General features: G+C 60.1%; 14 protein-coding genes. 1 reads left to right on the top strand and 13 read right to left on the bottom strand.

The genetic code is table 11. The features are described from left to right. Positions 1-75 precede the first annotated feature (75 nt). The 7 genes from murB to ftsW form a co-directional block, all read right to left on the bottom strand. Positions 76-1,002, bottom strand: coding sequence for a UDP-N-acetylmuramate dehydrogenase (gene murB / locus V8J84_RS10925; protein WP_339931006.1), 927 nt, complete (start codon positions 1,000-1,002; stop codon positions 76-78). A 101-nt stretch (positions 1,003-1,103) separates the two neighbouring features. Beyond that, a complete protein-coding gene (locus V8J84_RS10920; RefSeq protein WP_339931000.1) occupies positions 1,104-1,403 on the bottom strand; it encodes a UDP-N-acetylmuramate--alanine ligase in 300 nt (99 codons plus the stop codon). Further along, the gene (locus V8J84_RS10915) at positions 1,403-1,654 is read right to left on the bottom strand and encodes a DUF2484 family protein (protein WP_339930998.1); all 252 of its coding nucleotides are present in this window, start codon (positions 1,652-1,654) and stop codon (positions 1,403-1,405) included. The genes V8J84_RS10920 and V8J84_RS10915 overlap by 1 nt, the downstream gene beginning before the upstream one ends. After that, positions 1,651-1,905 (bottom strand): DUF2484 family protein, encoded by a 255-nt coding sequence (locus tag V8J84_RS10910; protein ID WP_339930996.1) that lies wholly within the window; start codon positions 1,903-1,905, stop codon positions 1,651-1,653. The genes V8J84_RS10915 and V8J84_RS10910 overlap by 4 nt, the downstream gene beginning before the upstream one ends. After that, on the bottom strand, positions 1,902-3,302 hold the full coding sequence (murC, locus tag V8J84_RS10905; RefSeq protein ID WP_339930994.1) for a UDP-N-acetylmuramate--L-alanine ligase: 1,401 nt from the start codon (positions 3,300-3,302) through the stop codon (positions 1,902-1,904). Before murC ends, V8J84_RS10910 begins: the two co-directional genes overlap by 4 nt. A 17-nt stretch (positions 3,303-3,319) precedes the next feature. Beyond that, a complete protein-coding gene (locus V8J84_RS10900; protein ID WP_339930992.1) occupies positions 3,320-4,435 on the bottom strand; it encodes a UDP-N-acetylglucosamine--N-acetylmuramyl-(pentapeptide) pyrophosphoryl-undecaprenol N-acetylglucosamine transferase in 1,116 nt (371 codons plus the stop codon). Between the two features lies 1 nt (position 4,436). After that, positions 4,437-5,603: a putative lipid II flippase FtsW gene (gene ftsW, locus V8J84_RS10895; RefSeq protein WP_339930990.1), complete on the bottom strand. Its 1,167-nt coding sequence runs from the start codon at positions 5,601-5,603 to the stop codon at positions 4,437-4,439. Positions 5,604-5,784: 181 nt separating this feature from the next. Between ftsW and V8J84_RS10890 the strand changes: the two genes are divergently transcribed. Continuing rightward, positions 5,785-6,963: an NAD(P)/FAD-dependent oxidoreductase gene (locus tag V8J84_RS10890; protein ID WP_339930988.1), complete on the top strand. Its 1,179-nt coding sequence runs from the start codon at positions 5,785-5,787 to the stop codon at positions 6,961-6,963. On the opposite strand, the gene V8J84_RS10885 is transcribed toward V8J84_RS10890, so the two are convergent. The 6 genes from V8J84_RS10885 to V8J84_RS10860 all read right to left on the bottom strand — a co-directional run bounded on the left by V8J84_RS10885 (position 6,960) and on the right by V8J84_RS10860 (position 13,757). Further along, positions 6,960-7,694, bottom strand: coding sequence for a CPBP family intramembrane glutamic endopeptidase (locus V8J84_RS10885; RefSeq protein ID WP_339930986.1), 735 nt, complete (start codon positions 7,692-7,694; stop codon positions 6,960-6,962). The two genes, V8J84_RS10890 and V8J84_RS10885, sit on opposite strands and share 4 nt — an antisense overlap. Before the next feature lies 1 nt (position 7,695). Further along, on the bottom strand, positions 7,696-9,102 hold the full coding sequence (murD, locus tag V8J84_RS10880; protein ID WP_339930983.1) for a UDP-N-acetylmuramoyl-L-alanine--D-glutamate ligase: 1,407 nt from the start codon (positions 9,100-9,102) through the stop codon (positions 7,696-7,698). A 15-nt stretch (positions 9,103-9,117) separates the two neighbouring features. Beyond that, a complete protein-coding gene (locus V8J84_RS10875; protein ID WP_339930981.1) occupies positions 9,118-9,657 on the bottom strand; it encodes a hypothetical protein in 540 nt (179 codons plus the stop codon). Between the two features lie 66 nt (positions 9,658-9,723). After that, positions 9,724-10,806, bottom strand: coding sequence for a phospho-N-acetylmuramoyl-pentapeptide-transferase (mraY, locus tag V8J84_RS10870; protein ID WP_339930979.1), 1,083 nt, complete (start codon positions 10,804-10,806; stop codon positions 9,724-9,726). 15 nt (positions 10,807-10,821) lie between these two features. Continuing rightward, positions 10,822-12,258, bottom strand: a complete 1,437-nt coding sequence (locus V8J84_RS10865; RefSeq protein WP_339930977.1) for a UDP-N-acetylmuramoyl-tripeptide--D-alanyl-D-alanine ligase — start codon at positions 12,256-12,258, stop codon at positions 10,822-10,824. Then, positions 12,255-13,757, bottom strand: coding sequence for a UDP-N-acetylmuramoyl-L-alanyl-D-glutamate--2,6-diaminopimelate ligase (locus tag V8J84_RS10860; RefSeq protein ID WP_339930975.1), 1,503 nt, complete (start codon positions 13,755-13,757; stop codon positions 12,255-12,257). Before V8J84_RS10860 ends, V8J84_RS10865 begins: the two co-directional genes overlap by 4 nt. Positions 13,758-13,769 lie beyond the last annotated feature (12 nt).

Genomic DNA, 13,769 nt, shown 5'->3' with positions numbered 1-13,769 from the left:
GCTTGCTGCCCCGTCATTTGTTATGTGATCCTTGCCTCGGATCGTGGCCCGTTTGCGGGCCTTGTTTGCGCAACGTCAGCCCTTGCGGACACCTACGCGCATAATTTCCCATTCTAGCGTGATCTGACTGGAATCGTAAACCTTTTTCCGCACCTCTTCGCCCAAATCTTCAAGGTCGGCTGCCGTGGCACCGCCCGCGTTGGTCAGAAAGTTGGAGTGTTTGGTATTCATCACAGCACCACCGCGTGTGGCCCCGCGCATGCCCGCATCATCTATGACCTTCCACGCCTTAAGATCATGCGTGTCGTCCGCCTGCCCCGTGCTGGAATAACCGGCGGGATTGCGGAACGTAGAGCCTGCCGTGCGGTCCTTCGTCGGTTGCGTCTCGTCGCGTTTGGCCAGTTGATCCGTCATACGCTGTTCCAGCACAGCTGCGTCCTCTGCCGGGCCTTTCAGCACCGCGCCTGTGATGATCGCGCCGTCCGGCAAAACGCTGCTGCGATAGGCCAGTTGCAGGTCAGCGGCAACGATCTGCTGCACTGTGCCGTCGCGCATCACAACCTGCACTGATTGCAATACGTCCGCCATGTAATCACCGTAGCAGCCCGCGTTCATCCGCACAGCACCGCCAATCGTGCCGGGGATCGTGCGCAAGAACGTCAGGTTCACACCCTCTGCCGCCGCCTTGCGCGCCACGTGCGCATCCAACGCCGCCGCCCCTGCCGTGACTGTCTGCCCGTCGATTGCAATCTGGTTGAACCCGCGCCCAAGCCGGATCACCACACCCTTGATCCCGCCATCACGCACAATCAGGTTTGAACCAACACCCATCGGAAATACAGGCACGTTTACGTCAAGTGCCGCCAGAAAAGCGGACAGATCATCAATGTCGGCGGGCTGGAACAACACCTCGGCGGGGCCTCCCACGCGCATCCATGTCAGATCGGCCAGCTCGCGGGCGGGCGTCAGCGTGCCGCGCACGTCGGGAAGCGTATCAATCATGGTATGTGCCTTTCGCCGCTCTGCATAGGTGCGCTACCGATAGTCAGCGGACGTGCAAACGGCAAGGGTGCGGATCGGTTTGGATACCCCCGCAGTGCGCATCAATCCTGACGCGGATTGCGGCGGCGATAAATCAGCCAGCCAAGCAATATGCCCGCACAGGCGCCGATCAGCGCAGGGGTCAGCACAAGCTGCCCCAACAGGATCGACGTCATCGGGCTCAGGCCCAGTGGCACCGTTACCGAATAGATCGTCAGAGCGAGCGCCGCGCCAAGCAGCGCCAGAACCGTCAATGCAAGGCCGGTTTTGCCGCCCAGCATCAGACGGCACAAAATGATGAACGGCACAAAGCCCGCGACCAGCATCACCGCCAAAACACCGATGTCAGCCCAGCTTTGCATCAGCCGCGCACAATCTGGCGTTTGACCCAACGCCCCAGATACAGCATCGGCCAGCGCAGGAACGACATGCCTGCCGCCAGCACGGCCATGCCGATCCACGGGCCGTTTTCATAAGTGACCCACCCCACCAGCGGCACACCAATCGCGATCAGGAAATATGCGCGACGCCACAGATCGTCATTCGAGGGCAGCATCGCCAACACGGCGGCCAGCACGATCCAGATACAAGCGGCAATCAGCGAAAGGGTCATTTGGGGACCTCTGGGTTCTGGCCGGCAAGGCGGCGGTAGATATAGATCAATGGATTGCGGAACATGGACACAAAGGCAGCCGTCGCAGCAAGCCCGACCAGCCACCCGTGATCAATGCCAAGCCAGACAATCAGCACCGGCGCCAGACAGAGCAGCGCAATGCCGGGCACATACTGCCGCTGCATCGGCAGAAACGCGACAATCGCCGAGGCCACCACCCACAGCGCGCCAAAGATGATCGACCCGCTCACTTGGCCAGCTTTTCTGGCAAGGCATTGGCCCATGCCGAGATCGTACCAGCGCCAAGACAGACAACCATATCGCCCGGACGGGCTTGTTCCTTGACCAGTCGTGCAAGATCGCTTTCATCAGAAATCACGCGGGCGTGGCGGTGGCCGTGCTGGATCAGACCGTGAACCAGATCAACGTGGGACGCGCCTTCGATGGGCTCTTCGCCAGCGGCAAATACCTCGGCGATGCCAACGACATCTGCATCATTAAAGCAGGCGCAAAATTCGGCAAAATGATGATTCAGGCGGGTAAAGCGGTGCGGCTGGTGCACAGCGATCACGCGGCCTTCGGTGGCCTGACGCGCGGCCTTAAGCACGGCAGTGATTTCAACCGGATGGTGGCCATAGTCATCAATAATCGTCACGCCATCAACTTCGGCGACTTTCGTAAACCGACGATTGACGCCGCCAAAAGATTTCAGCGCGGCGCGAATTTCCGCGGCCTTCATGCCCAGGTGGCGTGCCACAGCCACGGCGGACAGCGCATTCGACACGTTGTGATCACCCGGCATCGGCAATTCGCAATCCTCGATCATCACATCTTCGGACTGCAGGTGAACGTCAAAATGCGCCACGCCTGCCTTGTATGTCAGGTTGATCGCACGCACATCGGCCTGCGCATTGAACCCGTAGGTTCGCACGCGGCGATCTGTGATCTTACCCACAAGGCTTTGCACCTCGCCATTATCGGTGCAGCACACGGCCAGCCCGTAAAACGGAATGTTGGACACAAAATCAAGAAAACCCGCGCGCAAATTCTCGATCGTGCCCCAGTGTTCCATATGCTCGGGGTCAATGTTGGTCACAATCGCGATGGTTGCTGGCAAGCGGTTGAATGTGCCGTCGCTCTCGTCGGCCTCGACTACCATCCATTCGCCCTGCCCCATCCGCGCGTTGGAGCCGTAGGCGTGGATGATACCGCCATTGATGACTGTAGGGTCGATCCCGCCCTCATCCAGCAAGGCCGCAACCATAGTTGTGGTCGTCGTCTTGCCGTGCGTTCCGGCGACAGCGACATTGGATTTCAGACGCATCAGTTCGGCCAGCATCTCTGCACGGCGCACAACAGGCATACCGCGTGTGCGGGCCTGATCCAGTTCGGGATTGCCTGGTTTGATGGCCGAGGAGATGACAATCACCTCTGCCCCCTCAAGGTTCTCGGCACGCTGCCCTTCAAAGATCGTAGCACCAAGCGATTTCAGTCGTTCGGTGATCGGTGATGATTTCAGGTCGGACCCCTGCACGATATAGCCGTGATTCAGCAGCACCTCTGCGATACCCGACATGCCGATACCGCCAATCCCGACAAAATGGATCGGTCCAACATCAAGCGGAAGTTTGGTTGCTGCAGCGTTCATTTCAAAGGTCCCGTCCATCATTGTGTGTCTGCCTCTTCCATCTGTTTGCTGTCGTTCGCAAGCCCTTCGACAAGCGCCACCAATCGCATCGTTGCATCAGGAACACTGCACGCCAATGCCGCCTGCGCCATGGCTAGGGCCGCTGCGGGATCGGACAGTATGGTTTCGATCTCTGCCGAAAGCGCGTCCACCTCGAACACCGTTTCCGGCATGATCTTTGCAGCTCCCGCCTCGACCAGTTGGCGGGCGTTGGCGGTCTGCTCATCACGGATCGCCTGCGCCAGCGGCACCCAGATCGCGGGGCGTCCGATCACGCTGACATCCGCCACGGTAGACGCACCGGAGCGTGCGATAACAAGCTGCGCTTCGGCCATGCGTTCGGGCACATCGGTAAAGAAGGTCTGCACATCCGCCGGAATACCTTCGTCGGCGTAAAATTTAGCCACCCGTTCGATATCTTCCTCGCGGGCCTGATGACTGACACGGATATGTTTGCGGATCGGCGTGGGCAGGTTCGAGATCGCGGGCGGAACAACATCTGACAGGATGCGCGCCCCCTGAGAGCCGCCCATCACAAGGATCGACATCGGATAGTCGTCCGGCGGAATATAGGCCGCCGCCGCACGATCAAGCACCGCCGCCCGCACAGGGTTACCGGTGTGGATACCTTCAATCCCGTCAGGCAGTTCCGTGGGCCATGTGCCACACGCCACCTGATCGACGCGCTTGGCGAAAAGCTGGTTCACCCGCCCCAACACGCCGTTTTGTTCATGGATCATCCGTGGCACCCGCAAAGTCCACGCAGCCGTCATTGCAGGGATCGCGGGGTATCCGCCGAAGCCCACGACAACCGCAGGTCTGTCACGCAGCATCCGCCATGTGGCCGCGACACTGCCGCCGATTATGCGAAACGGCACGGCCAGCTTTTGAACAATGCCACCACGCGCGAAAGTGGCCGAGCCTACCGTCATCACCTCAACCGCGTCGGGAAAACCGCCGGTATAGCGTGCGCCGCGTGCGTCCGTGGACAGGCGCACCCGCCAGCCTTTTTCCAGCATCACTTCGGCCAGCGCCTGCGCGGGGAACATGTGCCCGCCGGTGCCGCCTGCCGCGATGATCAAAAGCGGGGCCATGTTACCGCCCCCGCCGCATCAGGATATCGCCAATCTCGCCCTGTGGCCGTGTGCGGGTCAGCGCCAGCAACATGCCAACCGCGATCCCGCCCGCAATCAGCGACGATCCACCGTAGGATACAAACGGCAGCGTCATGCCCTTTGCTGGCAGCAACCGCACCGCCACGCCCATATTGATCATCGCCTGCACGCCAAACGCACAGGCCAGTCCGGTGCCAGCCAGACGAGTAAACAGATCACGTTCTTTCATCAGACGTGTCAGGGACCGCACAACGATCACCGTATAAAGCGCGATAATCGCGATCACACAGATCAGACCGTATTCTTCGGCAGCAACGGCGATAATAAAATCGGTGTGCGCATCCGGCAGCGACCATTTCACCTGCCCCTCGCCTACGCCCACGCCGAAAAAACCGCCCTCGCGGATCGCGTTGGTGGCGTAGCCAAGCTGCGTGCGCGGGTCCAGATCGGGCGACAGAAAGCCATCGATGCGCCGCGCGAAGTGTTCCGAATTGCCGTAAGCAAACCAGCCGCCCGCCACGACCATGCCCGCGATGGTCAGCAGCAGGATCATCGGCGCACCGCCGACAAAGTACATTACACCCCATGCAAAGAGCACCAGTGCGGCCTGACCAAAGTCTGGCTGCAATGCCAGAAACGCCACAATGATGACGACCAGAATAAATGAATACGTCTTGCCCGGCGGGCCACCCACCTCTTGTCCAGCGGCCAGCAACCATGCGGCGGCCACAACAAACGCGGGCTTCAAAAACTCGGACGGCTGCACAGATGCAAAGCCCAGCGAATACCAGCGCACGGCACCTTTGCCAAAATCCGTGCCGAAAAACGGCAACCCTGCCAACGCGATGAAAGCTGCAATAAAGGCAAGCACCGCCAAACGTCTAACCAACTGAGGCGACATCATCGACACGGCAATCATCGCAATCATCGCCATGCTGCCAAAGACAGCTTGCCGCGTCACATAGTGGAACGGCTCAAGCCCGTTGCGTGCCGCCAGCGGTGGCGATGACGCCAGCCCCAGCAGCATGCCGATGCCGAACAGCACAAAGATGCAAGACATCGTCCATTTGTCGATGGTGCGCCACCAACGGGGTAAAACCGGATCGACGGATTGCACGGGAACCGTGCCATAGACCATCTCTGTCATGGGGTATCGCTCATACTGCCTCGGGTCGCCCGTTTGCCGGGTCTAAGTCGCACCTTAACGCGCCTTTACGCACTTTTCTACCTGAAATTGCGGGTGCGCTCCGACTTCATTTGGCCAAAACAACTCCCGCCGGAGGCATCCCGCTCTTGGCAAGAGCCACACCACCCGCCATATCAGCGCCATGCAGGTCAACACACTTATCATTGGCGCAGGTGCCGCAGGCATGATGTGCGCGGCCCACGCCGGACCAAATACGCTGGTCATTGATCACGCAAAGGCTGCCGGTGAAAAGATCCGCATTTCCGGCGGTGGCCGCTGTAATTTCACCAACACAGGCTGCACGCCGACGCAATTCCTGTCACAAAATCCGCATTTCGCGAAATCCGCCCTGAAACGCTATACGCAGTGGGATTTCATCAGCCTCGTGACCGAGCACGGCATCCCTTATCACGAAAAAACGCTGGGCCAGCTTTTCTGTGACACATCCGCCAAGGATATCATTGCCATGCTGCGCGCCGAGATGGATCGCGCTGGCGCACAGCTGATGTTGCAAACCGCAATCCGCGATATCACCAAAACAGACACAGGCTTTGCCGCCACACTGACCCGCGACGGGCGCGACACGGCGATCACAGCCCGCAATCTGGTCGTGGCATGTGGTGGCAAATCCATTCCCAAGATGGGCGCCACGGGTTTTGCCTATCAGATTGCAGCGCAGTTTGACCTGCCTGTCATCCCCACGCGCGCAGGCCTTGTGCCGCTGACATTCAGCGATGACAGGTTCAAGCCGCTGGCTGGCACCGCCCTGCCCGCCCGCGTGACGGCAGATGACACCAGCTTTGATGAGGCGCTTCTCTTCACCCACCGTGGCCTGTCCGGCCCTGCGGTCCTACAAGCCTCGTCCTACTGGCACGAAGGCCAAGAGATCGCGGTCAACCTGATCCCCGCGACAGACCTGTTGTTGCATTTGCAGACCGCCCGTCGCGAGGCAGGCCGGAAACGGCTGACGAGCATCCTGTCGCAGCACCTTCCCGCACGCTTGGTCGACTTCCTTGCCGATGACCTTTCACTCCAAGGCAATATCGCCGACCAGTCGGATACCCGCCTGCGCGCCATCTGTGATGCGCTGTCACACTGGCCGCTGCTGCCGTCAGGGTCCGAAGGGTATCGCACCGCCGAGGTGACATTGGGCGGCGTGGATACCGACGCGCTGTCATCCAAAACTATGGAAGCCAAAGCCGTGCCCGGCCTTTATTTCATCGGGGAATGTGTTGATGTGACAGGCTGGCTAGGCGGTTACAATTTCCAGTGGGCATGGTCGTCGGGTTGGGCCGCAGGACAGGCGATCGCTGCGGCCTAGGGCCCGCGCCTGCGCTCATACACACCCGCGAGCGCCACAATGGCCGCCGCCAAAGCAAAACAGCCCAGGACGAAAAGCACGGCGTAGACGACCTGATTGCTGATATCCAACCAGATGACATAGCGCGACACCGTGTTATTGATGCCGTGCATCAGAGCCACTATCAGAATTGGCACGCCTGCCAGACGGGTCGCCAGATAGACCGCACCCAGCCCCACCGCGACCAGAATGGCAAAGACACCACCCTGCCAATGGATCGCCCCAAACAGTCCCACCGCAAAAACGAAAAGCCATATCGGATTACCAGCTGATGCCTTGATCCCCGCCTCGCGAAAGAAAAGCTCCTCACCCAGCCCCACCATGAAAACCTGCGTGGCAAAGACCATCAGCAGGATATCAAATCGCGCGGGGTCCACATGGAACGTGCCGGTCATGGCAGTCAGTCCAAGCACCAATATCCAGATCGCTGCCAGAACCGGCAATATGATCCAGCTGCGCCGCCAGTGCCAGCCGCCCGTGCTATCGGCGTAAATCTTGTCCTCGGCATCAAAGACATAGCGCAGCTTGCCACCCATGATGACAATCGCGCCAATCATCAGAAGGCCGTAAAGCAGCCCCATCGTCTGCCACCAGACAAGCTGCGGAAACGGCCAGTAAAACCGCAGCGCCAACCAGATCGCCAACACCGTCAGCCAGAGAGTGCGATCCCTGATCGGGTTTGGTCCGGTCATCTTATCCTTCCGACACTACCTTTTGCACCGCAGCCGTGAATGCGTCGCCACGTTGTTCAAAATCATCGTATTGGTCAAAGCTGGCGCAAGCAGGCGCCAGAAGAACGACTTCGCCGTGTTGCGCATCGGCGGCGGCTGCAGCGACAGCGGCCTCCATCGTGGTGCAGATTTGCGCATCAACGCCTTGCAGATCACGGGCAAAGCTTTCCGCTTCGCGCCCGATGACATAGGCCTTCTGCACACTCCCTGTATGCGGCAGCAGCCCGTCCAGCCCGCCTTCCTTTTGCAGCCCGCCGCAAATCCAGCGAATGCTCTTGAACGCCTGCAACGCTTTGGCAGCACTATCGACATTGGTGGCCTTGCTGTCATTGACGAAGGTGACCCCGTTGCGCTGTCCGACCACCTGGCTCCGGTGCGGCAGGCAGGGATAGCTTTGCAATGCAGCCTCAATCCCGCGCGGACCAAGCCCCAGCGCACGGCAAACAGCGTAGGCTGCACAGGCGTTCTGGTGGTTATGCGCACCGGGCAGCCCCGCAATGCCCCGCAAATCAATAGAGGCCACTTGCCGCCCCTTACGGTATTCCGACAGGAAGCCTTTTCGAGCAAACACGCTCCAACCCCCCTGATCCAGCTTTTGACCCGACGAAATACGGATCACGCGATCGTCGGCCAGTGAACCGGCAAGCTGGTTGGCCAGATATTGCCCCTCTGGTTCATCAATGCCGATCACAGCGCGATCCGGCCCACCTTCGGCGAAAAGCCTGCGCTTGGCAGCAAAGTAGCCACCATGCCCCGCGTGACGATCAAGATGATCCGGCGACAGGTTTGTCAGCACTGCAATATCAGGCGTCAGCGCGCGGGCCAGATCGGTCTGGTAGGATGACAACTCAAGCACCACCACCTCGCCGTCATGGGCGGGATCAATGTCGAGCACCCCGCGCCCAATGTTACCGGCCAGTTGGGTGGGCCTGCCATTTTCGGCCAGAATGTGATGGGTCAGCGCGCTTGTGGTCGATTTCCCGTTTGATCCGGTGATCGCCACCACACGCGGCATCGTGTCAAAACCGTTCCAGTCATCTGTCGCAAAAGACCGGAAGAACAGACTGATATCATTGTCCACCGGCACCCCTGCCGCCCAAGCCGCCGCGATCACAGGATTGGGCGCGGGATAAAGATGCGGAATGCCGGGACTGACGATCAATGCCGCCACGCCATCAAATGCGCCAGCCTTATTCAGATCAACAAGGTCAAACCCGTCCTGATCCGCTGCATCGCGCCCCGTTGGACCATCATCCCAGACGATGACCTTTGCGCCACCCGCCTGCAACGCCTTGGCCGCAGCCCTGCCAGAGCGTCCCATCCCCAGAACAGCGACAGTCTGGTTTTCATATCCTTGAACGGGGATCATCGGCGTTCTGTCCTCTTACCTGCGGTAGATCACGCTGCGTGACCCGCCAGCGCTATTGGCCATAAAGCCCGACGCCATATCAGGTTCGACGAACATGATCCCACCCCAACTGCGGCGGTTGCCACTGCCCATCGACCACCAATACCGCATTGGGCGATCACATCCGGTCAGCACTTCGATCTCTGATTGGGTCAAGCCACCGCCGGACAAACCTTCAAGCGCCATGTCAAAATCCGGTTCGTCAGGGGCCGGTTCGTCCAGTTCGCGCGCAAGGCCCATCGGCACAAGCGGCACGCTCATCCCATCGGCGCTCATCGTCAGTTGGCCGGTTTCAGGATCGGCAGCCAGCGTCACGCTGCCGAAGTTGGTGCCTGTCGTAAACCCCGTGCCTGCCGCCGACATCGACCACGTTCCGGCAAGGTATTGCGCCATATCGGCCGCTGTCACGGATGATGTCTCGGGTTGGCAGGGTGATGTCACCACGGTGGTTTGCGCGGCAGCGGTTGTCGCCCAAAGTCCCATGACTGTGGCTGTCAGTGTCATTTGAAAGGTCATTGAAATCTCCATCGTGCAAATACGGGGCCATGATGGCCCGCGCCTTCGCGCGACACAAGCAACTGCCTAGCGGACCTTCAGCGTCGCAAGACCGATCATCGCGAGGATCAGCGAGATGATCCAGAACCGGATCACGATCTGTGGCTCGGCCCAGCCCTTTTTCTCATAATGGTGATGGATCGGGGCCATTAGAAACACACGCTTGCCGGTGCGCCGGAAGTACAGCACCTGAATAATAACCGACAGCGCCTCGGCCACAAAGATGCCGCCGACGATGGCCAGCACAATCTCGTGCTTGGTGGCCACGGCGATGGCACCCAGCGCACCGCCCAATGCAAGCGATCCCGTGTCGCCCATAAACACAGCGGCAGGCGGCGCATTATACCACAAGAACCCAAGTCCCCCGCCGATCAGACCGGCGGTAAAGATCAGGATCTCGCCCGTGTCAGGCACATAGTGCACGTCCAGATATTCGGTAAAGTCAGTGCGGCCCACCGCATAGGCGATGATGCCAAAGGTGCCTGCCGCAATCATCACTGGCATGATAGCAAGCCCGTCCAGACCGTCTGTCAGGTTCACCGCATTGGCCGCACCCACGATCACGATGATCGCAAACGGCACAAACAGAAACCCCATGTTAATCAGCGTGTCTTTGAAAATCGGCAGGGCCAGCTGGTTCTGAAGCGCCTCTGGGTGGTATTGCGCCGCCCAAAAGCCCGCGATGCCAGCAATCAAAAGACCCAGCAAAATCCGCACTTTGCCGGATACGCCTGCCGTGTTTTGCTTGGACACCTTGGCATAGTCATCGGCAAACCCGATCAGGCCAAACGACAGCGTTACAAACAGCACCATCCAGATGTAAGGATTATCCAGCCGCGCCCAGAGCAAGGTCGAACAGGTCAGCGCCCCAACGATCAAAAGCCCGCCCATCGTCGGTGTGCCCGCTTTGACAAAATGCCCTTCCGGTCCATCCTCGCGGATCGGCTGGCCTTTGCCCTGACGCTTGCGCAGCACATTGATCAGCGGCAGACCAAAGACAAAGCCGAACAGCAGCGCCGTCATAAACGCGCCGCCTGCGCGGAACGTGATATAACGGAACAGGTTGAAAAAATCGCCACCATCCGACAGCTCGGTTAACCAGTATAGCATCTTCTGAGGCGTCCTTTACGCGTGGTGTTGGGCTCTGCGATGCCCCAGTTTTCGGATCGCGTCAACGACAAGGCTGACCTTACTGCCCTTTGATCCCTTGACCAGCACCACATCACCCGCGTCAAGCAGATGTCCGGCCTTCTCGGCCAGTTCAGCGGCAGTTTCGGCCCATTGGCCGCGTTTTTCATCCGGCAGCGCGGACCAAAGGTGATGCATACGCGGTCCGGCACAGTGGATCACATCCAGCGCCGCCATCGACACATCGTCGGCCAATCCCGCGTGATCAGCCATTTCCGTGTCGCCCAGTTCCAGCATATCGCCAAGGATCGCTATGCGGCGGCCCTTGGAAATCCGGCCTACACCGTCTTTGGGTTTGGTTGCGGCCAGCACCTCAAGTGCTGCTGTCATGGAAGTCGGATTGGCATTAAAGGCATCGTCAATCAGATCAATCGTGCCATCCTCGATACCTTCATCAAGTACCAGCGTTTCGCGGGTCCCGCGTCCGGCAGGTGGCACCCAGCCCGCAATATCAAGCGATGCCGCCACAGGATCAGCGCCCAACGCATCAGCCACGGCCAGCACGCCCACAGCGTTCATCGCAAAATGGCGTCCGGCAACGGACAGCTTGAACAGGTAATCGTCATCGCCATGACGCGCCGCAATCACCGTTGCGTCATGGGCAAGGCGCACGTCGCCGACTTGCCAGTCGCAGTCGCCATGCCCGAACCATGTGGGCGCAATCGTTTTTTCAGCCGCGTAATCGGCAAGGATCGGTGCTGTCGGGATGTCGCCGTTCAGGATTGCCGCACCGCCCGTCTCAAGCCCGTCCATGATCGCGGCTTTCTCGGATGCGATGCCTTCGATCCGGCCAAAGGCTTCAAGATGGGCGGCGGCCACGGTGGTAATCATCGCAACATGCGGGCGGGCCATCACCGATAAGGGTGCGATTTCACCCGGATTGCTCATCCCGATTTCAATGATCGCAAAATCGGCATCGGCTGGCATCCGCGCCAGTGTCAGCGGAACGCCCCAGTGATTGTTGTAGGATGCTTCGGCGGCATGGGTCTTGCCCTGTTTTTCCAGCACGATCCGCAGCATATCCTTGGTCGATGTCTTGCCCACCGATCCGGTGATCGCTGCCACGCGCGCGCGGGTCCGGTCGCGGGCGAAACGGCCCATATCCTCAAGCGCTTTCAGCACATCCGGCACGATCAAAAGCGGTGCATCCTCCGCGACGCCTTCGGGCCGGTGCGTGACCAACGCCGCCGCCGCCCCTTTGTCGAGCGCCATCGCCACAAAGTCATGCCCGTCGCGCACATCTTTCAGTGCGACAAACAAATCGCCGGGCTGGATCGTGCGTGTGTCAATCGACACGCCACCGGCAGCCCATCCACCAGCGGTTTGCCCGCCAGTTGCGGCGGCGGCGTCAGCTGCGGTCCAAAGCACGCTCACAACCGGCCCTCCAACGCGGCCACAGCCACGCTGGCCTGCTCCACATCATCAAACGGCAGCACGGTATCACCAACGGTTTGCCCGCTTTCATGTCCTTTGCCAGCAACCAAAAGCGCATCACCGGGGCCAAGCGCATCAACTCCGCGCAAAATCGCCTCGGCCCGATCACCGACCTCTGTCACCGAGGGCGTGCCAGTGCCATTCAGCGCGCCAGCCATCACGGCGGCACGAATGCTGGCCGGATCTTCGGACCGTGGGTTGTCATCAGTCACAATCACAACATCAGCATGCTCTGCCGCAGCAGCACCCATCAACGGCCTTTTGGACGTGTCGCGATCACCACCTGCGCCGACGATTGCGATAATCTTGCCCATGACATGCGGGCGCATCGCCTTCAGCGCGGTCGCCACGGCATCCGGCGTGTGCGCATAATCAACAAACACCGACGCCCCGTTTTCGCGTGTCGCGGCCAGTTCCATCCGGCCACGTACCGTTTTCAGTGATGCAAGCGCAGGGAATACGTCCTCTGGATCGCCGCCAGCGCCGATGCACAGCCCTGCGGCCAGCAGCACGTTTTCGGCCTGAAATCCGCCAATCAGCGGCAGATAGGCCTGATAGGGCCGCCCGTTCCATTCAAACAACAGGTTCTGGCCTGTCGCATCAAACCGCTGCGCCTTCAGCCTTAGCGTCGCATCTGGATGCCGCCCGACGCCGATTGTTTCCTGCCCGCGCGCCACGGCGATTGCATGAACCTGTGGCCCTTTGGGATCGTCCAGATTGATCACCGCTACACCGTCTTCGGCCAGCACGCGTGTGAAAAGCCCCATCTTGGCGGCAAAATACGCCTCGAACGTCTCGTGATAGTCCAGATGATCCTGGCTGAAATTGGTAAAGCCCGCAGCGGCCAGCACCACACCATCTAGCCTGCGCTGGTCCAGCCCGTGCGATGACGCCTCCATCGCGACGTGGGTAATGCCGTGGCGCGCTGCCTCGGCCATAACGCGGTGCAGGGTGATCGGTTCTGGCGTTGTGTGTTTCAGCGGATAGGCCCACGCCCCTTCGACACCGGTGGTGCCAAGGTTCACAGCTGGCAGGCCCATGATCTCCCAGATCTGGCGGGCAAAGGTGGAGACGGATGTTTTCCCGTTGGTGCCTGTGACCGCAATCACCGTTTCGGGATGCGCGCCAAACCAGAGCGAGGCGGTCTGCGCCAATGTCTGGCGCGGGTCTTGCGCCACAATCACGGCGACATCGCCCAGATCATCGGCCGCCATCGCCGCCCCTTCGGCATCCGTCAGGATCGCCACGGCCCCTTTGATAATAGCGGTTTTGATAAAGGCAGCACCGTGGATCGTCGCCCCCGGCAAGGCCGCAAACAAGTGCCCTTCAGCCACATCGCGGCTATCAACGCTCAGCCCTGTGATCTGCGCCTCGCGCCCGCCAGCGGCTGTCAGTCCCAGCCCCGCGAGCGATGATGTGCGTTGTGCCTGCCCTGACATGATAACCCCACA

It is taken from the genome of Yoonia sp. 208BN28-4 (genome assembly GCF_037543925.1).
Classification (GTDB): Bacteria; Pseudomonadota; Alphaproteobacteria; order Rhodobacterales; family Rhodobacteraceae; genus Yoonia.
This window is presented reverse-complemented; position numbering and strand designations above follow the sequence as displayed.